Here is a 25827-nt window from a genome sequence, read left to right on the forward strand (position 1 = left end):
CGTTGAAGAAGTGGCTGTCGACTGATACGTGTTCGGTGTGCACGATGTCGGCCAGGACTTCGGCGAAGCGTCGTTCGCACAGGGCGAGAGTGGCTGGGTCGCCGGCCGGTGCGGCGGTCAAGACGTCGTGAGAGTTCCCCATCAGCTGGGTCCCTTGAGAAAACACGGTGGTCGATGCAGGCACGCTGAACTACATGAACGAGATCCACGCACTTGCCTGGACTGCTACAAGAGCTTGGGCCGGAACGCAGCTGCATGATCGCCCGTCATGACCGTGGCCGTTTGGGGTTGGCCCTATTCGACGGTCTGATCCGGCCGACTAGATCGACAGTACTGCTTACGCGCAACGCCTCCCTCGACCGTAACTGCACGGGGCCTGTCGAGGCGCGGAAAGATCAAACCGAACTTCGCGGCCAGTCCCGCCTCGATCCCCTGCCCGTCCCCTTGGCGCATCCTGGTCTCCTGAGCGGTGGCCGCCGGAACAGAAGACCACGGGCCTTTTCTCAGAGTACGACTGTGTGAGCTGCCCCGCGTTTCGTGGAGTCGGTGGTCGCGTGATCAGGCATTCTGCGGGGGTATTGCCTTCCGTCGCGCCCAGTATGCGTGCTCGTAATCGTCGAATCGCGCGTAGCCGAGAGCTGGGTAGAGACGTTCATTCTTCTACCACGCGTCCCTTGGAAAGACGGCCCGCTCGACCTCGTCGACGTCCCGCCACGGCCCCCTGATGCTCGATCAGTTCAACTCTGACACCGTCTCCCGCGCGTTCCTCTACGTCATCACCGTCATCAACATGGCGCTCCCTGTGGGATCATGGAAGGTCTTCCGGCAGATGCCGTCCGGCCTGCGATCCAGTGCGGGTCGGGCCGCGGTGCGAGGGACGATCCCCGCGGGCGCGGGGAACAGTACGCGATGCACCAGCTGGACCGGCCGGCCTGCTCCCCGCGCCCGCGGGGGATGGTCCACCGCTCTCCGGATCTCGCGCCCGTCCTGAACGGCTGCTCCTCGCGCCCATGGCCGATGATCCCGAGCTACGTATTCAGCCCGGCTCCCCGCGCTTGTCGCGAGGCCGGAACGGAGTGGAAAGGGTTCGTTCGTCCTGAAGCGGGTCTGTCCGCCGAGGGTCAGACCACGGTGCCCGGCAGGAGGCCCTCCTCGCGGAACTGCGTGCGGTACAGCTCGGCGTAGCGGCCGTCGGCGGCGAGGAGTTCGGGGTGGGTGCCGCGCTCGACGATGCGGCCGTCCTCGACGACGAGGATGAGGTCGGCGGCGCGCACCGTGGAGAGGCGGTGGGCGATGACGACCGCGGTGCGGTCGGTGAGGGCCTCGGCGAGGGCTTCCTGGACGGCGGCCTCGGAGGTGCTGTCGAGGTGGGCCGTGGCCTCGTCGAGGATGACGACCCGCTGGCCGGCCAGGAGCAGCCGGGCGATGGTCATGCGCTGGCGCTCACCGCCGGAGAGGCGGTAGCCGCGTTCGCCGACGACGGTGTCGAGGCCGTCGGGGAGGTCGGCCACCAGACGCTCGAGACGGGCGCGGCGAAGGACCTCGCGCAGTTCGTCCTCGGTGGCGTCGGGCCTGGCCAGCAGCAGGTTGGCGCGGATCGTGTCGTGGAAGAGATGGCCGTCCTGGGTGACCATGCCGACCGTGGCCCGCAGGGACGCCGCCGTCAGCTCGCGGACGTCGGTGCCGCCGACCCGGACGGCGCCCGCGTCGGCGTCGTACAGGCGTGGCAGCAGCTGCGCGATGGTCGACTTCCCGGCGCCGGAGGAGCCCACGAGCGCGACGGTGTGGCCGGGTTCGGCGCGGAAGGAGATCCCGTGGAGGACCTCGCCGCCGGCGCGGGTGTCCAGGGTGGCGACCTCCTCCAGCGAGGCCAGCGACACCTTGTCGGCGGACGGGTAGCCGAAGCGCACGTCCTCGAACTCCACGGCCACGGGACCGTCCGGCACCGGGCGGGCGTCGGCCCGGTCCGTGATGAGGGGCCGCAGGTCGAGGACCTCGAAGACGCGCTCGAAGCTGACCAGGGCGCTCATGATGTCGACGCGGGCACCCGCGAGGGAGGTCAGCGGCGCGTAGAGGCGGGTGAGGAGGAGGGCGAGGGTCACGACGGAGCCGGCGTCGAGGGTGCCGGTGAGCGCGAAGTGCCCACCCAGGCCGTAGACGAGGGCCAGCGCGAGCGCGGAGACGAGGGTGAGGGCCGTGATGAACGCCGACTGCGCCATCGCGGTCCGCACGCCGATGTCCCGGACCCGGCGGGCGCGTTCGGCGAAGTGGGCCGACTCGTCCGAGGGGCGGCCGAAGAGCTTCACCAGGGTGGCGCCCGGCGCCGAGAAGCGCTCGGTCATCTGGGTGCTCATGGCGGCGTTGTGCGCCGCGGCCTCCCGCTGGAGGCGGGCCATGCGGGTGCCCATGCGGCGCGCCGGGACGACGAAGACCGGGAGGAGCACGAGGGCCAGCAGCGTGATCTGCCAGGACAGGGTGAGCATGACGGCGAGGGTCAGCAGGAGGGTGACGAGGTTCCCGACGACGCCGGAGAGCGTGTTGCTGAAGGCGCGCTGGGCGCCGATCACGTCGTTGTTGAGCCGGCTGACCAGGGCGCCGGTGCGGGTCCGGGTGAAGAAGGCGACCGGCATGCGCTGGACGTGGTCGAACACCGCGGTGCGCAGGTCGAGGATGAGGCCCTCGCCGAGGTTCGCCGACAGCCAGCGGCCCAGCAGCCCGAGCCCCGCCTCGGCCAGGGCGATCGCGGCGATGAGCACCGCGAGCGTCGTGACCCGCCCGGGGTCGCCGCCGGAGACGATGGCGTCGACGACCCATCCGGCGAGGACCGGGGTCGCCACGGCGAGCAGCGCGGTCACGGTGCTCAGCAGGACGAACTGGATGATGCGCCGCCGGTGCGGCCGGGCGAAAGCGCCGACGCGGCGCAGGGTGTCGCGGGCCAGGGGGCGGCGGTCCTGCGTGGCGTACATGACGCTGTGCAGCTGGGTCCAGGCTGTGGTCTCCATGCTCATGCACCGACCGTAGGACCTCGACCGTCCTTGAGGTCAAGCAACCCCCGACACGCGCGCCCGGTCCGGTCGCCGAGGGGGTACGCGGAAGTGCTGCCCGAGGCGATTCCGGCCCCGGCGTCCGGTTCCGTGACGGGTGCGGCGTACGTGACCGGTGCGGCGTACGCGGTAGACACCTACCCGCGCGGGCCGCCCCGGTGCACCGGGACGCCTGGCGCCGGTACGCCCGCCCTCGTGACACCTGCCGGGCGGCGTCCCCGGAATTCCGGCCGGGGGTCGATATCCTCGCCTCCAGTCCGGCGGACCACCTTCCCCAGGGAGCCGTTCATGCCGCATTCGGGAGAAACCGCGGACGGAGTTCCCCGGCCGCATCGGTTCGCCGACGTCGAGGGGTGGTTCTGGCCGGTCGACCAATTGCTCTTCGACTGGTTCCTGCGACGGCAGCACGACCGGGAACACCGGGGTGACCTGCTGGAACTCGGCGCCTACATGGGGAAGAGCGCCATCTTCATGGGGAACTACCTCCGCCAGGGGGAACGGTTCACGGTGTGCGACCTGTGGGATTCCCCGGCCGCGGACGACCCCAACAGCGCGGAGACGAACAAGGCGTACGCGACACTCACCCGGCGTGCCTTCGAGGCCAATTACCTCTCCTTCCACGACCGGCTCCCCACCATGGTGCAGGGCCCGACCTCGGTCATCACCTCGCACGTCGGCGCCGGCAGTTGCCGCTTCGTGCACGTCGACGCCTCGCACCTGTACGAGCACGTCTCCGGGGACATCGCGGCGGCGCGCGCCCTGCTGGTCCCGGACGGCATCGCGGCCTTCGACGACTTCCGCAGCGAGCACTGCCCGGGCGTCGCCGCCGCCGTGTGGGCGGCGGTGGCGACGGTCGGCCTCAAACCCATCGTGGTCACCAGCACCAAGCTCTACGGCACCTGGGGCGACCCCGCGCCCGCGGGCGAGGAGTTGCGGCGGTGGCTCACGACCCGCCCGGACCTGTGGCACGCCGTCGACCAGGTGGCGGGCGTGCCCCTGATCCGCATCAGGGGCACGAAAGCGGCGTCACCCGTCCCGCCGGTCTCCCGCCACGCGTCGCTCCCCGGCCGCACGTCCCCGGCCGGGGTACGGGCCGCCGCCCTCAGGCGCCTGGCCAGGGACCTCGTCCCGCCGATCCTGGTCCGTGCGGTGCGGGCGGCCCGCCAGCGCCGTACGTCATGAGGCCCTGACGGCGGCCCCACCCGCGAGGAATCCCGCGACGGCCGACACGAAGCGGCCGGCGTCGTCCAGCCAGGGGAAGTGCCCCGCCCCGGGCTGGACGACGAGCGCGGCGTCCGGGAACAGCCCCGCGAACTCGGCGACCGCGGCCGGCGGCGCCCCGACGTCGACCCGGCCGGCCAGCAGCAGGACCGGCGCGGCCAGCCGGGCGAGCGCGGCACGGGTGCCGTCCGGGTCGAACGCGCCCTCGGCCCCGAAGGCGGCGACCACCTCGTCCCTCGTCTGCTCCCGCTCGGCCGCCTGGTGGGCCCGTGCCGTGTCGTCCCAGCGGCCGTACGAGAACGGCGCCAGGGCCTCCCAGTGTCCGGCCCCGGCCTCGCCCGCGGCGATCGCCTCCAGGGCCGCGAACGCCTCCGGGAACCAGGGCTCGTCGCGGCGCAGGAGGGCCGTCTCGCGCCGGAGGCCGGCGGTGATGGCGAGACCGACAGCGCGGACGCTCGGTGTGACCAGGACGAGCCTGCCCACCCGCTCCGGACGACGGCCCGCCCACTGCACGGCGATGTTCGCTCCCGCGCTGTGCGCGAGCACGTCCACCCGGTCGAGGCCGAGGTGCTCGCACAGGGCCTCCACGTCGTCGACGAGCCGGTCGCAGCGGCAGGAGGCGAGGTCGGCCGGCAGCCCCGACAGGCCGGTGCCGCGGAGGTCCGGCCTGATCAGCCGTCGGTGCGCGGACAGGCCGCCGAGGTCGCCGAGGTACACGGAGTCCTGCGGCCCACCGGGCAGGCAGAGCAGCGGGCGGCCGGAGCCGAGGTCGTGGTAGGCGAGCTCGGTGCCGTCGTACGAGGGGAAGAAGGGCATGGCGTAGGTCCTTTCGGCGGGTGCCGGGGGAAGCGCGGTGATCGGGCGCGGGGTCAGAGGTGTGCCGGCCGCGCACCGGATGCCCGGGCGAGACGGCCGGCGAAGAAGCGGTGTTCGCTCTCCACCTCGGAGGCGGGCAGCTCCATGTGCCGGCCCGGGTTGGCGTGGAGCGTCTTGTCACGGGAGGCGAAGGCGTCGAAGAGGGCGAGGGACGCGGACCGCGGCACCAGTTCGTCGTCCCACTGCAGGAGGAAGCGGACCGGGACGGTGATCCGGGCCGCCGCGTCGGCCAGGGACTCGTGGCCGAGCAGCCCGAACACGGCGGCGGTGATCCGGGGTTCGGCGGCCACGAGCGGCACGCCGACAGCGGTGCCCAGCGACATGCCCCAGAACCCGACGGGGACGTCCGGGCCGACGCGGCCGTGCTCCAGCAGGGCGTCCAGGGTGGCGCGCCACTCCGGGACGGCGCGGGCGGCCAGCGCCGCGTTGTGGGCCGCGAGGAGCGGGGCGACGGGCCCGCCCGAGGCCACCGCCTCCCTGATGCGGACCGCGGCGGCCTCGTCGGCGGCGGTCCGCGGGCGGTCGCCGTGCCCGGGCGCGTCGATGGCGGCGACCGCGAAGCCTCCGGTCGTCACGTGGTGGTGGGCGCGGGCCAGGACGCCCGGGGCCTTCTTGTGCTGTCCTCCGCCGTGGGCGAGCAGGATCAGCGGGCGGTCGCCGTCCGCGCCGGCGGGGGACCAGAGCACGCCGGTGACGTCGCCGAGGACGAAGTGGTGTTCCGAGACGCCGTCGGCGGTCGTCTGCGAGAGGAAGCGCATGGTTCGGTGCCTTTCGGGATGCCTTCGGGCACTCCCGGGGACACCTGCGTCAGAGGATCCGCGCAGCCGTGCGAGAGGGGAGCACCCGTCCTGGTACAGCGTTGATGGGTCTCACCTCCTCGGTCGTCACTGCGCGGTGACGTTATCAGGCCCGTGCTCATGGGGCAGCCGGTTTTCCCGCCGCCCTCCCGTGGCTCCCGCCGCCCCCTGCTCGCTCGGGGGCGACGGGAACGGGGTCACGGCTGCGGGGAGCTGAACGCGGTCAGGAAGCGGTCGCGGAAGGTGTCCATCCGCCAGACGGGCGCGCCGTGTTCGGGCTGCAGGCCGTCGCTCCAGCCCCAGCCGGAGACCTGGTCGAGCACCTTGGGGTCGTGGGCGACGATCGCGATCGGCACGTCCCGGCTGGCGTCGACGCCGACGACCGTCGACACCGGCTGGTGGTCGCCGAGGAAGACCAGCACGGTGTTCTCGTCGCCGTACTTCGTCACGAAGTCGATGAGGTTGGTCAGCGAGTACTGGATGGACTTGGCGTACTCCTGGCGCACCTGGGCGGCGTCCTTCCAGACGTCCTCGCGGTTCTTGCCCTCCTTCTCGATGGCGTCGTAGACCGAGCCGTCGCCGACCTCGTCCCAGCCGATCGTGCGGGGGACCGGGGCCCAGGGGGTGTGGCTGGACGTCAGGATGATCTCCGACATCATCGGTTGGTTCGACGCCTTCCCGTGCTCCAGGCGCTCGAAGGCCGACAGGGTGTACTGGTCGGGCATCCGCGACCAGCCGAACCTGGGTCCCTGGTAGCCCATGGTGCGGGAGTCGTGGACGTGGTCCAGGCCGAAGAACTTGGCTTCCGGCCAGGCCCGCGTGACGCCGGGCATCATGCCGACCGTCCGGAAGTCGCCGGTGCGCTTGAAGGCACCGGTCAGGGTCATCCGGTCGCTGGAGCTGACGTAGCGGTAGCGCTGCTGGTCCGGGACCCACAGCCCGGACAGGAAGGTGGTGTGGGCGAGCCAGCTGCCCCCGCCGGTGACGGGCGAGGTCAGCCAGCCGCTGCGGGCGGAGAACCCGGCGTCGGCGAGCTGCCGGGTGCCGTCGCGGAGCGCCGCGTCGACGCCCGGCGCCATCGCGGGGTCCTCGACCGCGCCGCGGCCGTAGCTCTCGATGAACGTGAAGATGACGTCCTTGCCCCGCAGCCCGGACAGCAACTGCTCCGACGGCACCTTCGCGAAGCGGTCGTCGGCCACCTCCTTGGCGAACACCTTCCGGTCGGCCAGTCCCTGCTGCACCATGGCCACCTCGCCCCGGACCCGCTGGCCGGCGACCTTGGCGGCCACGCTCAGCCCGGAGACCTGGACGCCGAGCGTCGCGCACGTCATCCAGACCACGCCGGCCACCAGGGTGCTGCGGCGTGCCGCCGTGGGGTGCCGCGCCATCAGCTTGGACAGCCGCACGATCGCCAGCGGCATCAGCACCACCAGCGCGAGGACGGCGAACAGGGCTCCGGCCAGGGTCCCGTACGCGGTCGCGCTCCCGGACGAGTCCTTCAGGAACGACAGCCCGTCGGCGAACAGGGACCAGTCGAACAGCAGGTAGAACGGCCGTTGCAGCGTCTGGTAGAAGCCCATGTCCACGCAGTTGAGGAGGACCAGCAGGGCGAGGAGGACACCGCTGAGCACCGCCACCACGCGCCGCGGCCTCGGCGGCAGCACGAGCAGCAGGGCGGCCAGCAGGATCGGCTCCGCCGGGACGCGGGCGAAGCGGGACGCGGTCAGCTGGGGGAGGCGGTCGGGCATCAGGAAGGCGAAGAGCACCAGGACGGCGGCGAGGACCGTGAGGCTCCACGACAGGGCGCGGGTGACGTCGGGGTGTCGCTCCCGCCATCGGGCGAGGGCGTTCTTCGCGGCGGGGGCGGGTTCCGCGGGGCCGGGTTCGGGGTCAGGGTCGGGGTCCGGGTCGGTGGGGGGCGGTTCCGCCGAGTCCTCCTGGGACTCTTCCGCGTCCGGCCCGTCGTCGGGGGTGGCTGCCGCCTCGGGCGCGGCGGCGTCCGTGCCGTCCTTCGGGGCCGGCTCCTCCGCGACCGGCTCCGTGACCGGCTCCTCCAGGGCGTCACCTGGGGGCGTCTGCTCCGTCGAGTCCGCCTGGTCCTTTGCCGACCGCTGATGAGCGCTGGAGAGCGACACCCCGAAGTTCCTTCCACACGAGCCACAGTGACGGACGATGACCCCGGCCGAACGGGCTCGGGTCACCGACAAGCCTGTACGGCTCGCCGGCCGCCTCGGTTCACCCTCCTCCCGTTCGTCGGGAAAAGCCGACCATCGCATGGGCATGTCTTTACGGAACAGGGAGGGTTTCACCCGGCTGTGCCCACGGCGTCATCCTGCTGCCGGTGAGCGGGCCGGTCGGCAGCTGCCGCGCGCGGTGAAGGCGCCCGGGGTGCGGTCGGTGCGCCGCAAGGGGCTGCCGCCCTTGCGGGGGTGGGGTCCTGGCCGGACGGTGCCGGGTGGCACAGGTCCGCGGGGGGTCGCACCGCGAGGGGTTCGCGGGCCTCGCCGTAAGGGAGGCCGGCCACCGGGGCGGGTGTGCCGAGGCCCTGGAAAGGTGCCCGATTCGCCCGGTATCGTCTCTTCGTTCGCCGCGGCGGATCGTCAGGCGCGACGTGCGGTGAGGTCGAGCCGGTCTCCCCGGAGGCTCAACGGCCGGGTGCGGCCCAGGCGCGGGGGCCCAGGCGGTCGATGATCGTACGGAGCTGCTCACGGTCGAGCTCGTAGATCGTCTCGCCCGCCCGCGGGTCACGCGCGTGCAGGGTGTGGAACAACGGCCCGCCGTGGGAGCCGATCTGGACGAGGGTGGCCGCCGCCCCCCGGACGGCGCGCTCGGTGCCGGGCGCCGCGGTCAGGTCGACCCGGCCCACGACGCCCGGGGTCACCCACACCGGCACGGACTCCAGGTGCCCGGACAGCTGGAGGTGGAAGTGGCCGCAGAGGATCAGCCGGACGTCCGTGCCGCGGATGGCGTCGGCGAGTTCGCCGGGGTTCCGCAGGCCCAGCGCCTGCTGCACCTCGACGTCGAGGGCGATCGGCGGATGGTGCAGCACCAGCACGGTGCCCATGGGCGCCGGGGTGGCCAGGACCTCCCGCAGCCAGGCGAGCTGGTCGCCGCCGAGCAGGCCGTACCCCATGCCGGGCACCAGCGAGTCGAGCGTGACGAAGCGGAAGCCGTCGACCAGGCTCACGGCCGCCCGCTCCCCGGCGGGCGAGGTGAGCATCGCCTGCGCGTGGTTGCGGCCGTCCGGCCGCAGGTGCCCGCTGCCCAGCGCCCGCGCGAAGGCCCGCCGCTCGTCGTGGTTGCCGGTGCTGTAGAACACCGGCGCCTGCCGCCGCAGGGCGAAGTCCCGGACGATGTCGCGCACGGAGAGGTACGCGTCCAGCGAGCCGTCGTCGGCGATGTCGCCGCTGATGACGATGACGTCGATGTCCGTCACCGGCTCGAGGTCGTTGAGCAGCCCGCGCAGCGACTCCCTCGCGTTGACGCCACCCGCCTTCGGCGAGCCGAAGCGGTCGAGGTGGGTGTCGGAGAGATGCAGGATCCGCATTGCGCGTACGGTACTCGGCTCGCGCCGCGACGTCACCGGTCATTGGCCCGGGCAACGGACGGGCGGGTGCCGCGGAACGAGGTTGCGCGGCGGCGCGGCGGTCGTGAGGCTGGGCCCGGCAGGGAGACGCCGGGGAAGAGGGGGAGGCCGTGCGACGGTCGTGGAGGGACTTCGGCTGGACGTCCACCGAGGTGCCGCAGGCGCCGCTGGACGAGGTGCAGCGCCTGCGGCGGGACCTGCCGCGGACGCTGCGGTCCGTACAGGACCGGCGGGCCGTGCAGCGGCCGGTGTTCGACCCGGCGCTGAGGCAGTACTCCAACGCGTACCGGGCGGCCGACCCGCGGTTCGCCGATCCCGGGGTGGAGGCGGCGTGGGTGGAGGCGCGTCGCCGGGCGACGGACCTCGTGCTCGCCGGCGTCGCGGACTCGCCGTGGGCGGAGCACCTGGTGCTGCGCGGCAGCAGGCTGCTGCGCGCGTGGTTCGGGGACGCCGCCCGGGAGCCCGGCGACCTGGACTTCGTCGTCGTGCCCAGGGAGTGGCGGATCGAGGAGCCGCGGACGGAGGCGATGTTCGACGGCATCGCCCGCGCGGCCGGGTACGGTTCCGCGTCCGGGCCGGTGCGGATCCACGCGGAGGACGCGGTCGCCGAGGACATCTGGACGTACGAGCGGGTGCCCGGACGCCGCCTCGTCCTGCCATGGACGGCGGACGGACTGCCCGGCGGGATCGTCCAGCTCGACGTCGTCTTCAACGAGCGGCTGCCCGCACCGCCGGAGCCCGTCCTGCTCCCCGCCCTGTCGGTGGGCGGCCCGGAGGCGCTGGTGCTCGGGGTCTCCCCGGAACTGTCGCTGGCGTGGAAGCTGATGTGGCTGGTCAGCGACCGGCACCCGCAGGGCAAGGACCTGTACGACGCGGTGCTGCTCGCCGAGTCCTGCCGGCTGCGCTACGAAGTGCTGCGCGACGTCTTCCTCGACGCGGAGGACTCGTACGCGCTGCGCCCCGTCACCGTGGACGGGCTCGGCGAACTGGTGCCCGCGGTGGAGTGGCGGCACTTCGTGGCCGAGTACCCCGGGTCGGGCGGCGACGCTGCCGCGTACGGCCGCCGCCTGACCGACGCGCTGGCCCCGACCTTCGAGGGCGCCCCGCGGGGTGCCGCGCTGCGGGACTGGTGGATGGCGCCCTGGCTCGCGCAGTACCGCGAGGTGCACGAGCGCGAGGGCATGACGGGTCTGCAGAAGCGGCTGGCCGCCGAGGCGGGCCCCCCGGTCGCCGTCGTCATCACCCGGCAGGTCCTCGGGCCCGGCCGGTGCGGCCCCGAGGAGGCCCTGGAGATCATGCTGGCCGACCCGGCCTGGTCCCAGTGGGTGGAGATCTACGAGCGGCACCCGCGGTGGCGCCGGGAGCTCGTGGAGGAGCCGGGGGAGTGAGGGCGGCCTCCGGCCGGGGCCGGCGCTGTGGCCGGAGGGTTCGGGCGGCTCGTGACCACGGCGGGTGTCCTCCCGGCCGGGGGATGACGGCGCCATGCGGACAGCCGCGGTGACCTTGGCGAGGTCGGTCGCGGTCGGCTCGTCGGCGCCGTCCGCAGTGATGGCGGAAGCGTGGGAGATGCCGACGGGTGCGGCGCGCCCGGCAGGGGCCGCCGCACCCACCGGGGGTGTCAGCCGCGGGCGGCCGAGGTGACCGCTTCGGCTTCCGCCGGGGCCGGGGCCGGACCGCCCGCGGCCCGACGGGTCGCGGCGGCGCGGTGGACCGGGACGAGGAGCGCGGCCAGGGCGGCGGCGAGGCACAGCACGGCCAGGAGGCCGAAGGCGTGCGTGTAGCCCGAGGCGTAGGGGAGGCCGGAGGGCTGGAGCCGGCTGGTGACCAGGACGCTGGTGACCGCGGCGCCGATGGAACCGCCGATGGTGCGGATGTTGGCGTTCATGCCGCTCGCGGCGCCGGTCTGCTCGGCCGGGACGCTGCGCACGATCAGGTTGGCCATGGAGGCGAAGGCGAGCCCGATGCCGAGGCCGAAGATGCCGGCCGCGAAGGCCACCTGCCACTGCTGGTCGTGCCACGCCGCGAGGATGCCGCAGGCCACGGCGCCCAGGGCGGCGCCGGCCGTGAGCAGGTGCTTCGCGCCCACCACGGGCTCCAGGCGGCCGCTGAGCACGCCGGAGAGGAACATCGCGATCAGCATGGGCAGCATCAGCAGGCCGGCCCCCGTCACGCTGGCCCCGAAGCCGTAGCCCGCGGCGCGCGGGGTCTGGGCGAAGCCGGGGAGGAAGGACCAGATCGCGTACATGCCCGCGCCGAAGAGCAGGCCGGCGGTGTTGGTGGTCCACACGGCGCGCAGCCGCATGATGCGCAGGTCGATCAGGGGGTGGCGGGAACGCGCCTCGGCGGTCAGCCACAGGGCGAAGAGGACGACCGCGGCGGCGAACAGGCCGAGGGCGCGTCCGGAGGTCCAGCCCCACTGGGCGGCCTGGCTGAGCGGCAGCAGCAGGGCCACGAGCCACCCCGACAGGAGCACGGCGCCGAGCCAGTTGACGCGTCCCTCGGCCCGGCTCGGGGACTCGGGCACGTAGCGGTAGGCGATCAGCGCGGTGACCGCGACGATGCCGACGGGCAGCCAGAACAGCCAGCGGTAGTCGAGCGCCGAGACGATCGGGCCGGCCGCCACGATGCCGACGCCGCCGCCCGCGGCGATCACGGCGGACAGGTTGCTGATGCTCGGGCCCACGCGGTCCGCGCCGAACTCGTCCCGGATGATGCCGAAGGACAGCGGGAAGAGCGCGCCGCCGATGCCCTGGACGACACGGGCGATGATCAGGACGCCGATGGAGGGCGCGAGCGCGGCGAGCAGACAGCCGAGCGTCAGGGTGACCAGGACGGCGACGAGCGTGCGCTTCTTGCCGATCAGGTCGCCGACCCGGCCGAGGATGGGGGTGAAGACCGAGGCGGACAGCAGGTAGGCCGTCATCACCCAGGTCGCGGTGGACTGCGAGGTGTGCATGGCGTGCTGGACCGTCGGCAGGGCCGGCGCGATCAGCGACTGCAGCATGGAGAACACGCCCGCACCGGTCGCGAGGACCGCGAAGGTGAGGCGGGTGGACTTCCGTGGCATGAAAAAGCCTCTCCGGTTCCGAACGGGGGCGTGGCCGGGGCGTCCCGGCCGTGGTCGTACGGGCTGCGCGGGCAGCCCGGGGAACCGGTGGCCGCGTGCGGCGGCCGCCGGAGAAGGTGGGGGGCGGGCGATGCGTCGGCGCACGGCCCCGGGGATGGGTCACACCGGTGTGCGTACGCCTCGCCGCCGCGTGCCCGGCACGCGGCGGTGGGAACCGCACCCCGACTGCTAAAGTGGAGGTATGCCTCCACTGTAGCGGAGGCTACCCTCCACTTCAAACGTTCGGGTCAGGAGGCAGCAGTGACGGCCGACACGTTCCCCGTCAGCGCGATCGTCGCGTCCCAGCGCCCGCACCGCAGGGACGCGGCGCGGAACTACGACGCCCTGCTGGCGGCCGCCCGCGAGGCCTTCACGGAGAACGGCTCGGAAGCCTCCCTGGAGGACATCGCCCGGCGCGCGGGCGTGGGCATCGCAACCCTCTACCGGAACTTCCCCACCCGCCGGCACCTCTTCGAGTCCGTCTACGCGGACGAGGTCAACGACCTGTGCCGGGTCGCCCAGGAGGTCGCCGACCGCGAGCCGTGGGAGGCCCTCACCTCCTGGCTCGGCCGCTTCGTCGACTACACCGTGACCAAGCGCGCCATCCGCGAGGCGCTCAGCAACGAGTCCGACGTCTTCCTGGCCTGCCGCGACTCCATGTTCCAGGCCGGCGGCCCCCTCTTCGACCGCGCCCAGCAGGCCGGCGAGGCCCGCGGCGACATCTCCTTCGACGACCTGCTCCGCATGGTCTCGGGCATCTCCGCGACCCACTTCACGGACGACGCGCAGCGCGACCGCATCCTCGCCGTGGCCCTCGACGGGGTCCGCGCGGGCCGCTGACCCGCGCCGCCGGCCCGCACGCCGCCCCGCGGGCCGGTCAGCTCCGCGGGTGGGGCGCGGCGTAGGCGACGGCCACCACGCGCTCCGGGGCCACCGCAGTTCGCGCCGGGCCGTGCGACGCCGCGGGCTACAGCTTCAGCCCCAACGACTGGTGTCGAGCCGGCTGTCCTCGTACCTCGTCTCCGGGGGCTGCACCAAGTCGTTCGCCTCGGGCCCGAGGGGCAACGCCACCTTCACCGGGAGCGTGCCGTACGTCGGTTCGGCGCTCAACGACGCCGTCACCTACATCAAGGTCTGGCGCGGCTGACCGCGCCCACCAGGGGTTTTCCGGACGCGAGGCGAAGAGGAAACGGGAAACCCCTGTTGCCGGCGGGCCGTTCGGGGCCACCGTGAGGGCCGACACGCGACCGAGGGCGGCGCCGGACGCCGCCCCGTCTTTGGGGGAAGACCGCATGAGAGCACGACGCTGGGGCGGTGGACTGGTCGCCGCCGTGGTGACCGCCCTGCTCCTCGCGCTCGTCCCGGCCGCCGCCCACGCGGCCGGGACCGGCGAGCAGAACTGGTGCAGCCTGCAGGGCATCGCCTCCGACGAGGCGCACCGGGCCGCGGACGCGGCCTGCCAGGAGTGGCGCAACCGCACGCTGTACACGTGGGGCGGCGGGCACGGCCCCGCACCCGGCGCCAGTTACGGCACCATCGACATCCACGACCTGGAAGAGACCTGGAACGACCCGAACACCCGCGGCTTCGACTGCTCGGGGTTCGTCCGCTGGGCCTGGTACAAGGCCGTCGGGTGGGACATCCTCGGCGGCGGCACCGCCGAGTCGATGTACCGGAGCGCCGGGCGCACCTACCAGGCCGTCCACGGCAGCGGCGGCGGCAAGCCGGCCGTCTCCGACCTGCAGCCCGGGGACATCGTCTTCACGGGGATCGGCGGCACCGTCGACAGCATCAGCCACGTGATGCTCTACCTCGGCGGCGGCTACGTCGTGGAGGCGTACCAGTCGCAGCACCCCGTCCGGGTGATCGACATCAACGCGCGCATCGACAACAACCGCCTCGCCGGGGTGGCGCGCATGCCGCAGGGCGGGCCCTTCACGGAGCCGCCCGGTTACGACGGAAGCCTCCAGGTGACCTGGGGCACCGACGTCGCCGTACGGCAGCACCCCAACAAGACGGCGGCGCTGGTGACCCGGCTGTCCGGGCCGGACCTGGTGTACGCCACCTGCCAGCAGCACGGGGAGAGCGTCACCGCCGAGGGCTACACCAACGACGCCTGGACGTACCTGTCCAACCGCGGGGGCTGGATCAGCAACATCTACCTGAGGGGCCCGGCCTGGCTGCCCGAAGTGCCCGCCTGCACCGGCTCCGCCTACGACCCGCAGACCGGTACCGGGGGCGGCGGCGATGCCTCCCAGGGCGGCGCCTACGGCACCTGGGGCACCGGCGTGGCGATCCGTTCCGAGCCGTCCACGACCAGCGGGACCACGGTGGCCCGGCTGGCCGGCCCGACGAACGTCGCCGTCAGCTGCCAGACGCACGCGCAGACCGTGACGTCCGAGGGGTACACCAACGACGCCTGGTCCTACCTGCCGCAGTACGGCGGCTGGATCACCAACATCTACCTGCGCGGCGACGCCTGGCCGGCCGGGGTCCCCGCCTGCGACGGCAAGGGCACCTCGACGCCGGCCGGCGCGAGCCCGTACGGCACCTGGGGCACCGGCGTGGCCGTCCACGGCTACCCGTCCACCGGGTCCGCGGTGGTGGCCCGGCTGGCCGGTCCGACCGACGTGGCGGTGTCCTGCCAGAAGTACGCGGAGGAGGTGACGGCCGAGGGCTACACCAACAGCGCCTGGTCGTACCTCCCGCAGTACCAGGGCTGGATCAGCAACATCTACATGCGCGGCGACGCCTGGCTGTCCGGCGTGCCGACCTGCGGCGCCGGGGGCGGCGCCATCTGACCTTCCCGGTCCGCCACGGCCGGCGTGGTCCCACCGCTCACGGGGGCGGTGGGGCCCGCCGGCCCGTGGCCATTTCTCGACCGTGCGCACCCCGTCCCCGCCGACCCCGGGAACCACGCCCCGCCCGGCGCACTCCTCACCTTCCGACGGGTCCGCCGGCGAGGCGGCCGGGAACAGGGGTCGGCGCCCTCCGCGCCGTACGCGGCGGGGACGGGATGGACCGGACACCACACAGGCCGACCGGGCCCTTCGGCCGGGCACTGCGCGAACTGCGCCTGGAGCGCGGGGTGTCGCTGTCGGCGCTGGCCCGGCGCACCCACTACAGCAAGGGGTACCTCAGCAAGATCGAGACGGGCGGCAAACCGGCCAACGCCGACGTCGCCCGGCGCTGCGACGAGGCGCTGGACGCGGGCGGCGCGCTGCTCGCCCTGCTGCCCCCGGAACCCGGACCGCGAAGCACCCGCCCACCGGCCGCCGACGACGGGGGAGCGCAGTGCCCCTACCCCGGTCTGTCCGCCTACGGCAGGCAGGACGCGGCACGCTTCTTCGGCCGGGAGCGCGCAGTTGCGGAGCTGGTGGAACGGCTGGGGCGCCGGGCCGGCAGGGGGCCGCTGGCCGTGGTCGCGCCCTCCGGGGCCGGGAAGTCCTCGCTGCTGCGGGCCGGCCTGCTGCCCGCCCTGGCCGGCGGCCCGTACGGCCACTGGCCGGTCGCCGTCTGCACCCCCACCGCGCGGCCCCTGGACGCCCTCGCGCGGGCGCTGGACCACGCCGTGCGCGGAGGGCCGGAGGGGGCGGGCGAACAGGCACCGCCCTCCGCCCGCGCCGCGACCCTCGTCGTCTCCCTCGGGGCGGGCGAAGGAGGGGTCGAGGACGGCACGCCGCGCACCGGACGCGTCCTCGTCGTCGACCAGTTCGAGGAGACGTTCACGCTCTGCGACGACGAGGCCGAGCGGCGCTCCTTCATCGCCGCGCTCACCGGGCTCGCCGCCACCGGTGACGCCGTCGTCGTCCTCGGGATCCGGGCCGACGTGACCGGACGCTGCCTGGAGTACCCGGCCCTCGTCCCCGTCATCAGCGACGGGCTGTTCGCCCTGGGCGCGATGAGCCCGGACGAACTGCGCGAGTGCATCGTGCGGCCCGCCCGGGAGGAGGGCACCGAGCTCGAACCGGGCCTGGTCGAGGTCCTGTTGCGGGACCTCGGCGCAACGGAGTCCCCGGACGGCCCGGCCGGCGCCGCCGGGCCCGGCGGCGACCCCGGGGCGCTGCCGCTGCTGGCGCACGCCCTGATGGCCACCTGGCGGCAGCGCACCGGCCGCACCATGACCGTGGCCGGCTACCTCGCGGCCGGCGGCATCCACGGCTCCGTCGCGACCGCCGCCGAGGCGCTGTACACCGCGCTGTCCCCGGCCGAGCAACTCGCCGCCCGCAGGCTGCTGCTGCGGCTGGTCCGGGTCGGCGAGGACAACGAGCAGTCACGCCGCCCCCGCGGCACCGCCGACCTGCTGGACGGGCTGCCGGACACCGCCGCCGCCCGCACCGCGCTCGACGCCTTCGTGGCCGCGCGCCTGCTGACCGTCGGCACCGACCACGTGGAGATCGTCCACGAGGCGCTGCTGCGAGCCTGGCCGCGCCTGCGCACCTGGATCCACGCCGCCCGTGCCGACCTGCTGCTGCACCAGCAACTGGCCGCGTCCGCCCGCGACTGGGAGCGCGAGGGCCGCGACCCCGCCCTGCTCCACCGCGGCACACGCCTGGCGGCCGCCCGCGAGTGGGCCGCGGGCCCCGGCCGCCGCGACGGCGAACTCGGCCCGGCGGAAGCGGACTTCCTCGCCGCCTCCGTCCACGAGGAGGACCTGCGGCGGATCCTCGTACGGCGCCGGGCCCGCCAGCAGCGGACCGGGCTGGTCGTCCTCGCCGTGCTGCTGGTGCTGGCGGTGCTGGCGGGCGGCGTCGCCGTCGAGCAGCGGCTCGGCGCCGACCGGCAGCGCGCCACGGCGCTCTCCCAGGCGATGGCCGCCCGCTCCGCCCACCTCGCCTCCGGCCGCCCCGAGGCAGCCATGTTGCTGGCCGAGGCCGCCTACCGCACCGCCCCCACCACCGAGGCCCGCAGCGCCCTGCTCAGCACCCAGGCCGACGCCTTCGCGGGGCGGCTGACCGGCCACACCGGCGCCGTCAACGCGGTGGTGTTCTCGCCCGACGACCGGCTGCTGGCCTCGGCGGGCTCCGACCGGACGGTACGGCTGTGGGACGTCGCCGGACGCACCGCGGCGGGCGTCCTCGCCGGGCACCGCGGCCCCGTACGGTCGGTGGCCTTCTCCCCGGACGGACGGCTGCTGGCCTCGGCGAGCTCGGACGGCACCCTGCGGCTGTGGTCCGTGCCGGGCCGTCGCACGGTCACCGTGCTGACACAGCATCAAGGTTCGGTACGGGCTGTGGCGTTCGCCCCGGACGGCCGCACGCTGGCCTCCGCGGGCGCCGACGGCACCGTACGGCTGTGGGACGTCGCGACCGGTCGCCAGGAGGCCCTCCTCACCGGGCACACCGACGAGGTCCTCGCCCTGGCCTACCGCCCCGGCGGCAGGTTGCTCGCCTCCGCGGGCGCCGACCGCACCGTACGTCTGTGGGACACCCGGACCCGGCGGAGCCGCGCCGTCGTGCGCGACCACAGCGGCGACGTGCTCGCCCTCGCCTTCAGCCCCGACGGACGCACCCTCGCCAGCGGCGGCGCCGACCGCACCGTACGCCTGAGGGACGTCGCCACGCTGCGCCGCACCGCCACCCTCTCCGGGCACGACGACGACGTCAACGGGCTCGCCTTCGGGCCCGGCGGCCACACGGTCGTCTCCGCGGGCGGCGACGGCACCGTCGTCCGCTGGGACGTCCACACCCACCTGCCCGTCGGGACCCTCGCCGGCCACACCGACTACGTGCTCTCCGTCGCCGTGGCCGCCCACGGCGACCTCCTCGCCACCGCCGGCTTCGACCGCACCGTCGTCCTGTGGGACCTCAGCCGCAGCACCCTGGACACCGCGCCGGTCACGGAGGTCTGGAAGGCCGCCTACGACCCCGCGGGCCGGGCGCTCGCCTCGGCCGGCGGCGACGGCACCGTACGGGTCTGGGACATGGCGCGCCACGCCCCCGCGTACACCCTCACCGGGCACAGCGGGCCCGTCTACGACGTCGCCTTCAGCCCGGACGGCCGGCTGCTCGCCTCCGCGGGCGCCGACCGCACCGTACGTCTGTGGGACACCCGGACCCGGCGTGGCCGTGCCGTGCTGCGAGGTCACGACGGCGCCGTCTTCGCGCTCGCCTTCAGTCCCGACGGGCGCACCCTCGCGACCGGCGGCGCCGACCGCTCGGTGCGCCTGTGGGACACCGCGAGCGGGCGGCACGAGGCCACCCTCGCCGGCCACACCGACTTCGTGAACTGCCTGGCCTTCAGCCCCGACGGCCGCCTGCTGGCCAGCGGCAGCGACGACCTGACGCTCCGTCTGTGGCACCCGGCGACGGGCAGCCGCGAGGCCGTCCTGGCGGGTCACACCGGCTCCGTCCGCGGCGTCGCCTTCGCACCGGACGGCCGCACCCTCGCCAGCAGCGGCAACGACGGCACCGTCCGCCTGTGGGACGTCCCCCGGGCGCACGCCGCCGGTGTCCTCACCAGCCACACCGGGTCGGTCCGCGGCGTGGCCTTCTCGCCCGACGGCCGTACCCTCGCCAGCAGTGGCAACGACCGCACGGTACGGCTGTGGGACCCGGCGGCGCGGAGCCTGACCGCCACCCTCACCGGCCACACCCGCGCGGCATGGAGCGTCGCCTTCAGCCCCGACGGCGGCACCGTGGCCAGCGCGGGCAACGACGGCACGATCCGCCTCTGGGACCCGGACGTCCGTCACCGCACCGCCGTCCTCTGCCGCCTGGCCGGCCCCTCGCACCCCACCCGCTGGCGGCGCCTCCTCCCGGGCTACGACTGGCCGGGCCCCTGCGGCTCCGGCGGGTAGCCGGGGCCCCGGAACCGCCCGCGCCGAACGCCGGGGGGAACGAGCGCTCCCGTACCGGGTACCCACCGTCCCGCAGGCGCGTTCCTTCCCGGGGACCGGGGAAAAACCCCGTGCCCCGGCACCGGGCCGCTCACTACACTCGCGTCGATCGCGCGCCGCCGACATCGCGGCGCGGTCCGTGACGAACGAGGGGAGCCCGGCCGTGCGTTGGCGTACCGCTGCCGTCGTGCCCCCGTCACGGCATGAGGTGATCCTGGTGTCCTCGCCGGCCCGGTGCAAGCTGCGCGGCCTGCACCGGACGTCCGCGACGACCTCCTGACCCCTCCCGCACCAGCGGAGCCGCACCCGCGGAGCCGGGGCCGTCGGCCGGGTACGCCCTGCCGCCGCGCCCCCGGCCGCCCGCCGTGCACGGGGCCGGGCCGGGGCCGGAACCGCGGAAATCGCGCCGCCCACCTCAGGACCACCCGAAGGGCCACCGGGCCATGCGCACCGTCAATCCGCCGACCGCCGTACGCAACCTGGGCATCCTCGCCCACGTCGACGCGGGCAAGACCACCGTCACCGAACGGATCCTCTACCTCACCGGCGCCACCCACAAGCGCGGCGAGGTCCACGACGGCACGACCGTCACCGACTTCGACCCGCAGGAGCGCGACCGCGGCATCACCATCTTCGCCGCGGCCGTGACCTGCGACTGGGACGGCCACCGGATCAACCTGATCGACACCCCGGGGCACGTCGACTTCTCCGACGAGGTCGAACGCTCCCTGCGCGTCCTCGACGGCGCCGTCGCCATCTTCGACGCGGTCGCGGGCGTCGAGCCGCAGGGCGAGGCGGTGTGGCGGCGGGCCGACCGGCACGGCGTGCCGCGGATCGCGTTCGTCAACAAGCTGGACCGCGTGGGCGCCGACCTGGACGCCGCCGTCGGTTCCATCCGGGAGCGCCTGCACACCGTGCCGCTCGTCGTCCAGTCGCCGATCGGGCGGGAGGACGGCTTCACGGGCGTCGTGGACCTGCTGCGCATGCGCGCCCTGGTGTGGGCCGACGGCCACGGCACCTACGCCGAGGGCCCCGTGCCCGGCGCCCTGAGCGAGGACGCGCTGCGCCGCCGCCGTGCGCTGGAGGAGGCGGTGGCGGAACTGCACCCGGCCGCGCTCGAGGAGTTCTGCGAACGGTCGGCGCTGTCGGAGGCGACCCTGCGCTCCGCGCTGCGCGACCTGACGCTGTCGGGCGACGGCGTCGTGGTGCTGTGCGGCTCGGCGTACCGCAACCGCGGCATCGAGCCGCTGCTGGAGGCCGTCGTGGACTACCTGCCGTCACCGCTGGACGTCCCGGCGGTACGGGAGGCGGCCGACCCGGCGGCGCCGTTCGCCGCGCTGGTGTTCAAGGTGACCGTGACCGCCTCCGGGCGGCTCACCTACCTGCGGGTGTACGAGGGGACGATCAGGAAGGGGGACACGGTGCTGGACGCGCGTGCCGGACGCACCGAGCGGATCGGCCGGATCCTGCGGGTCCGCGCGGACCGGCACGCCGACGTCGACGCCGCGGTCGCCGGGGACATCGTCGCGGTCGTCGGGGTGAGGTCGGCGGCAGCGGGCGCGACCCTGTGCGCCCCGGAGGCGCCCCTGGTCCTCGAACCGCCGTCGGTTGCCGAGCCCGTCGTCTTCGCCGCGGTCGAGGCCGCCCGCACCATCGACACCGACCGGCTGGCGGTGGCGCTGGCCCGGGTGGTGGAGGAGGATCCCTCGCTGGCCGTGCGGACCGACCCCGAGACCGGTCAGACGGTCCTGTCCGGCATGGGCGAATTGCACCTGGAGGTCGCGGTGGAGAGGATCCGCCGGGAGCGGGGGCTGGACGTCCGCGTCGGGCGGCCGCAGGTCGCCTACCGGGAGACGCTCGTGCGCGGCGTGCGGGGCCTGGTCCACCGGCACGTCAAGCAGGAGGGCGGCGCGGGCCAGTTCGCGCACGTCGTCCTGGACGTCGAGCCGTACGAGGAGGCCGCGTTCGCGTTCGCCTCGACGGTCGTCGGCGGGCGGGTGCCGAAGGAGTTCGTGCGCGCGGTCGAGGCCGGCTGCCGGGACGCCCTCGCCGAGGGCCCCCTCGGCGGCCACCCCGTCACGGGTGTGCGGGTCACGCTCACCGACGGCGCCACGCACTCCCGCGACTCCTCCGAGACGGCCTTCCGCACCGCGGGCCGCCTCGGGATGCGGGAGGCCCTGCGCGGCGGCGTGATGGCCCTGCTGGAACCGGTCGTCGAGCTCACGGTCACCGTCCCCGACGACGCCGTGGGCACCGTCCTCGGCGACCTCGCCGCCCGTCGCGGCCGCGTCACCGGCTCCACGGCGCGCTCGGGCACGGCGGTCGTCACGGCGACGGTGCCGCTGGCCGAACTGTTCGGCTACGCGACCCGGTTGCGCGGCCGCACGCAGGGCCGGGGCACGTTCACCACCCGCCCCGCCGGGTACGCCCCGGCCCCCACGGGCACGGCGACCCGCTGAACGGCGCCCGGCCCCGCTCCCCGCACGTGCTGCGAGGAGCGGGGCCGGGCCCCGTCGGGGGGCTCAGCCCCGCACCATGAGGGCCTCGTTGACGGCCGCCACGCGCTCGTACAGCGGACCCTCCCGCACGATGTCGTCCCCGAGGCCCTGGCGGTGCGGTGCCACGTCGACGACGGTGACGAGGGTGTCGCCGAAGCCGATCACCGCCCACCAGTCCTGTCCGGCCACACGGACCCGCCACGTCGCCTTCACCCACTTCCCGGTGTCGGTCCGCACCTCCGCCGAGACCGGTTCCCAGGACGCGGGGTCGAAGGCGAGGAGCGCCTCGACCGGTGCTCCCCGGCGCTCGAGGCGCTCCGTCACGTGGGGCCCGCGCGCGGTGAGCCGTGCGGGTTCGCGCAGGACGTGCCGTACCCGTGCGAACAGCGCCGCGGGGCCGGTGGCCACATGGAAGCGGGCGGTGTCGAAACGTGGGGCCAAGGGGTGGGATCCTCACCGGGAACGCCCCGATCCCCGGCCGGGGACGGGCATCGTGACCAGGAAGGATACCGGCACGACCGCCGCCACCGTGCCCGGCCGGGGTGAGCTCCGCCGGATCGGGCGGCGGGGGCGGGGGCCGTATGCGGAGCACGCCTCCGCTGCGGCAGGATGTGTCAGATCGTGCCGGGACAACGCCTGTTCGGCACGACTGCAGAACGTCCCCCGAACGTCCCCCGAACGATGAGGCGACCAGTGACGACACAGCATCCCCCGCGCCCCGTGGGTGAATCCGCACGCACGTGGGGAGGCGACCGGTGAACCGCGCCCTCACGCTGCACGACCTGGTCGTCGCCGGTGCGGCGATCGCCGCCGGCGCCCTCGCGGGGCTGCTGCTGCGGCTGGCCCTGAAGTGGCTGGGCGAGCGGGCCAGGAGCACCCGGTGGGGCGGCGACGACATCGTCGTCGCCGCGCTGCGCACCGTCGTGCCGTGGGCCGCGCTGGCGGCCGGTGCCTGGGTGGGGGCCGCGGCGCTCCCGCTGACCCGCGTCGTGGACCGGACGGTCAACCAGGTGCTCGTCGCGGTGCTGATCCTGGCGGCCACGATAGCCGCGGGCCGCATGGTCGCCGAGACGGTGCGGTCGCTGGCGCTGTCCCGGTCCGGGGTGGCCGCCTCCGCGACGATCTTCGTCAACATCAGCCGTGTCGCCGTGATGGCGGTGGGCTTCCTGGTCCTGCTGCAGACCCTGGGCATCTCCGTGACGCCCCTGATCACCGCCCTCGGCGTCGGCGGTCTCGCCGTCGCCCTGGCCCTGCAGGACACGCTGGCCAACCTCTTCGCGGGCGTCCACATCCTGGCGTCCAAGACCGTGCAGCCCGGCGACTACATACGCCTCAGCAGCGGTGAGGAGGGCTACGTCGTCGACATCAACTGGCGCAACACCGTGGTCCGCCAGCTGTCGGACAACCTGGTGATCATCCCCAACGCCAAGCTCGCGAGCGCGATCGCCACCAACTTCCACCAGCCCGAGCAGCAGATGTCGCTGATCGTCCAGGCGGGCGTCGGCTACGGCAACGACCTCGAGCACGTGGAGCGGGTGACCATAGAGGTCGCGGGGGAGGTCATGGCGCACGTCGAGGGCGGCATCCCCGAGCACGATTCGGTCGTCCGCTTCCACACCTTCGGCGAGTCGCGGATCGACTTCTCGGTGATCCTGCGGACCTCGGAGTACGGGGAGCAGTACCGGATCAAGCACGAGTTCATCAAGCGACTGCACCGCCGCTACCAGGAGGAGGGCATCGAGATCGCCTTCCCGACGCGGAACGTGGTGCTGCGTCAGGAGCAGCCCGACGCGATAACGCTGCCGCACCAGCGCACGGTCCCCGCGCCGGACCGCACCCCCGGCACCTGACGGCCCCGCCGGGCACGCACTCGCACGTGCGTGCCCGGCGGGCTTCTTCTGCCCCGGAAAGGACGCCGATGTACATCCTCCACCTCGTCGACCGGCCGCCCGCCGAAGCCGTGGCCGCCGCGCTGGCACAGGTCTTCGGCGTGCCGCCGGCCGAGGTCGACGTAGCCCCCGACGGCGTGCTCGACCGCAACTGGGAGGCGCTGGTGTCGTGCACCACCGAGGAGCGGTCCGGTGACGTGGCGCTGTCACTGGACGTCTACGCCCTGAACGCCGTGGCCGACCAGCCGGCCGAGCACCACCTCGCGGCCGCGCTGGCGGCACTGCTCCGCACGGCCGTTTTCTTCTCGGCCGAGGGCATCCGGCCGAGCGCCTACTGGGTGGCGACCCCGGAGGGAGCCGTGGCGCGGGCCAGGGTGGACGACACGGACGACCCGGCCGAGTTCGGCATCGTGGACGCGGTGGAGGCGCCGGTCCCGCAACTCCCGCACGTGCGGGTCGTACGTATCCCGGAGGCCGTCGATGATCTGGAACTGGCCACCCCCGTTGCCGACGCCTTCAAGGAGCGCGGTGCCCGGGAGGAGCTGACGGGTGCGAGCTGTCGCCTCGGGGCCTGGGAAGGGCTCGTCCGGATGATGGCCGATGGGTGGCGGCCCGTCGGATGGTACCCGTCCGACCGCTACGGCTGGCGCCTGGAGGCCCGCGATGAACTCGCGGAGGCCGAAGTCACGTTGCCCCCGCAGGCCGCGGCCGCGCTCCGGGCCGCGCTGGCCGAACTGGACGAACTCTTCCTGGCACACACCGTCGAGGACCCGGAGCACCTCCTCGCCCGCGAGATCACTGGCGGCCAGGACTCGGGCGGGCGGGGCTGGTGGTGGTACCGCCGACCCGATCCGCTGCCCTGGGACGAAAGCCTCCGGCCCTGTCACCATCCGGGGTAGCGGCCGGGCACTGCCGGGGGCGCCGAAGGTGACGTAGGGGGCACGGACGGTGCGCGAAAGTATCAGTCCGTGGCGGATTACTCCAAAGGTGGACATGTCGGACCGGGCTCGCTACGGTCGGGGGTGGGCGCGATCCGCCCGTCGACCGGTGCCCCGCCGCTCCCCAAGGCCGCACCTCACGCATGGATTTGGGCCTGACCAGGGACGAGGCACCCACCCCGTACGCTTCCGAGAGGACGAACAGCCATGCGCGCACAGCGATTCCTCGCACTGCTCGCAGGCCCGGTAGCCGTAGGAGCCCTGGCGGTCCTGCCGGCGGCGCCCGCACAGGCCGCGACCGCCGGCCAGGTCACGGCGGGCACGGTCCAGGCCCAGGCCGCGGGCACCCTCACCCCGCAGGTGAGCGACCGGTACTGGCGCGGTTTCCGCGACGGACGCGACGACGGACGCCGCGACGCCCGCTCCCGCCCACGCTGCCGCAACCAGTGGGACTCCTTCCGCCCCCAGAGCTGGAACTCCGAATACCGCCGCGGCTACCGCGACGGCTACCGCTCCGGCTGGAACTCCTACTGCTGAGCCGACCCCGTGACCCGCCACCCGCCGTGCCACTTCTCGACCTGGACCGTGCGGTGACGGACCGCGCGGGTCACTCGCAGACGCGCTTGGGGCCGTCCGCGCCCACCCGCGCGCGGAAGCGGACCTCGTGGCCCTTGGCGTCGGTGAAGACCGCCGCCGTCGGCGACAGCAGCGTCATCGTGCCCCGCTGCGTGGGGTTGTCCCAGTCCGGCGGTGGGTTGAAGGCGTCGCCGGTGAGCGGGGTCTCGGCCTCGAAGTACGTGGACCCGATCAGGGCCTCGTCGATGCCGCAGTGGGTGTAGAGCTCGTAGGGGATGGTGGTCGGGGCCGGCGCGGTGGGGAACACCACGCGGGGAGGCTCGGGGTCGTTCCGGTCGGCGCAGCCGGTGAGGGCGGCAGCGACGGCGGCGGCGGTGACCGCGAGGGCGGTGGCGCGTGCGGAGTGCCTGCTGCTCATGGCCGTTGGACGTGCCCGCCGCGGGCCGGGTTCCGTCCGC

18 protein-coding genes are annotated in these 25827 nt (G+C 74.1%); 10 read left to right on the forward strand and 8 right to left on the reverse strand.

Going from position 1 to position 25827, the window contains the following annotated elements:
• Positions 1–1121: 1121 nt before the first annotated feature.
• Positions 1122–3008 carry an ABC transporter ATP-binding protein gene (locus ACZ7MY_RS22630; RefSeq protein ID WP_499604101.1) on the reverse strand — a complete coding sequence of 629 codons (1887 nt, stop codon included), beginning with the start codon at positions 3006–3008 and terminating at the stop codon, positions 1122–1124.
• 324 nt (positions 3009–3332) lie between these two features.
• Between ACZ7MY_RS22630 and ACZ7MY_RS22635 the strand changes: the two genes are divergently transcribed.
• The gene (locus tag ACZ7MY_RS22635) at positions 3333–4226 is read left to right on the forward strand and encodes a class I SAM-dependent methyltransferase (RefSeq protein WP_499604103.1); all 894 of its coding nucleotides are present in this window, start codon (positions 3333–3335) and stop codon (positions 4224–4226) included.
• Here the strand turns inward: ACZ7MY_RS22635 and ACZ7MY_RS22640 are convergent.
• The 4 genes from ACZ7MY_RS22640 to ACZ7MY_RS22655 form a co-directional block, all read right to left on the reverse strand.
• On the reverse strand, positions 4221–5081 hold the full coding sequence (locus ACZ7MY_RS22640; protein ID WP_499604105.1) for an alpha/beta fold hydrolase: 861 nt from the start codon (positions 5079–5081) through the stop codon (positions 4221–4223). The genes ACZ7MY_RS22635 and ACZ7MY_RS22640 overlap by 6 nt on opposite strands.
• Positions 5082–5134: 53 nt before the next feature.
• A complete protein-coding gene (locus ACZ7MY_RS22645) occupies positions 5135–5899 on the reverse strand; it encodes an alpha/beta hydrolase (protein ID WP_499604106.1) in 765 nt (254 codons plus the stop codon).
• A gap of 236 nt (positions 5900–6135) precedes the next feature.
• Positions 6136–8073 carry an alkaline phosphatase family protein gene (locus ACZ7MY_RS22650; RefSeq protein ID WP_499604109.1) on the reverse strand — a complete coding sequence of 646 codons (1938 nt, stop codon included), beginning with the start codon at positions 8071–8073 and terminating at the stop codon, positions 6136–6138.
• A 509-nt stretch (positions 8074–8582) separates the two neighbouring features.
• Positions 8583–9485 carry a metallophosphoesterase family protein gene (locus ACZ7MY_RS22655; protein ID WP_499604111.1) on the reverse strand — a complete coding sequence of 301 codons (903 nt, stop codon included), beginning with the start codon at positions 9483–9485 and terminating at the stop codon, positions 8583–8585.
• 149 nt (positions 9486–9634) lie between these two features.
• Here ACZ7MY_RS22655 and ACZ7MY_RS22660 point away from each other — a divergent pair, with 149 nt between their 5' ends.
• Entirely contained in the window at positions 9635–10912 is a 1278-nt protein-coding gene (locus tag ACZ7MY_RS22660) for a nucleotidyl transferase AbiEii/AbiGii toxin family protein (protein ID WP_499604112.1), read from the forward strand.
• A gap of 230 nt (positions 10913–11142) precedes the next feature.
• Here ACZ7MY_RS22660 and ACZ7MY_RS22665 read toward each other — a convergent pair whose 3' ends face one another.
• Complete coding sequence (locus ACZ7MY_RS22665; protein ID WP_499604114.1) at positions 11143–12591, reverse strand: MFS transporter; 1449 nt, start codon at positions 12589–12591, stop codon at positions 11143–11145.
• Between the two features lie 300 nt (positions 12592–12891).
• Here ACZ7MY_RS22665 and ACZ7MY_RS22670 point away from each other — a divergent pair, with 300 nt between their 5' ends.
• From ACZ7MY_RS22670 to fusA, 5 genes are all read left to right on the forward strand, one after another.
• Positions 12892–13470, forward strand: coding sequence for a TetR/AcrR family transcriptional regulator (locus ACZ7MY_RS22670; RefSeq protein ID WP_499604116.1), 579 nt, complete (start codon positions 12892–12894; stop codon positions 13468–13470).
• Positions 13471–13621: 151 nt separating this feature from the next.
• Entirely contained in the window at positions 13622–13777 is a 156-nt protein-coding gene (locus ACZ7MY_RS22675; RefSeq protein ID WP_499604118.1) for a hypothetical protein, read from the forward strand.
• A 145-nt stretch (positions 13778–13922) separates the two neighbouring features.
• Positions 13923–15431 carry an NlpC/P60 family protein gene (locus tag ACZ7MY_RS22680; RefSeq protein WP_499604119.1) on the forward strand — a complete coding sequence of 503 codons (1509 nt, stop codon included), beginning with the start codon at positions 13923–13925 and terminating at the stop codon, positions 15429–15431.
• Between the two features lie 215 nt (positions 15432–15646).
• Positions 15647–19429 carry an nSTAND1 domain-containing NTPase gene (locus ACZ7MY_RS22685; protein WP_499604121.1) on the forward strand — a complete coding sequence of 1261 codons (3783 nt, stop codon included), beginning with the start codon at positions 15647–15649 and terminating at the stop codon, positions 19427–19429.
• A gap of 482 nt (positions 19430–19911) precedes the next feature.
• A complete protein-coding gene (gene fusA / locus ACZ7MY_RS22690) occupies positions 19912–21927 on the forward strand; it encodes an elongation factor G (RefSeq protein ID WP_499604123.1) in 2016 nt (671 codons plus the stop codon).
• Between the two features lie 63 nt (positions 21928–21990).
• On the opposite strand, the gene ACZ7MY_RS22695 is transcribed toward fusA, so the two are convergent.
• The gene (locus ACZ7MY_RS22695) at positions 21991–22407 is read right to left on the reverse strand and encodes a hypothetical protein (RefSeq protein WP_499604124.1); all 417 of its coding nucleotides are present in this window, start codon (positions 22405–22407) and stop codon (positions 21991–21993) included.
• A gap of 314 nt (positions 22408–22721) precedes the next feature.
• Between ACZ7MY_RS22695 and ACZ7MY_RS22700 the strand changes: the two genes are divergently transcribed.
• The 3 genes from ACZ7MY_RS22700 to ACZ7MY_RS22710 all read left to right on the forward strand — a co-directional run bounded on the left by ACZ7MY_RS22700 (position 22722) and on the right by ACZ7MY_RS22710 (position 25330).
• Positions 22722–23816, forward strand: coding sequence for a mechanosensitive ion channel family protein (locus tag ACZ7MY_RS22700; protein ID WP_499604126.1), 1095 nt, complete (start codon positions 22722–22724; stop codon positions 23814–23816).
• Between the two features lie 68 nt (positions 23817–23884).
• Positions 23885–24754, forward strand: a complete 870-nt coding sequence (locus ACZ7MY_RS22705) for a hypothetical protein (protein WP_499604127.1) — start codon at positions 23885–23887, stop codon at positions 24752–24754.
• A gap of 246 nt (positions 24755–25000) precedes the next feature.
• Positions 25001–25330, forward strand: a complete 330-nt coding sequence (locus ACZ7MY_RS22710) for a hypothetical protein (protein WP_499604128.1) — start codon at positions 25001–25003, stop codon at positions 25328–25330.
• A gap of 70 nt (positions 25331–25400) precedes the next feature.
• On the opposite strand, the gene ACZ7MY_RS22715 is transcribed toward ACZ7MY_RS22710, so the two are convergent.
• Positions 25401–25787 carry a hypothetical protein gene (locus tag ACZ7MY_RS22715; RefSeq protein WP_499604130.1) on the reverse strand — a complete coding sequence of 129 codons (387 nt, stop codon included), beginning with the start codon at positions 25785–25787 and terminating at the stop codon, positions 25401–25403.
• Positions 25788–25827: the final 40 nt, after the last annotated feature.

This window comes from Streptomyces sp. NPDC111520 (assembly GCF_055635295.1).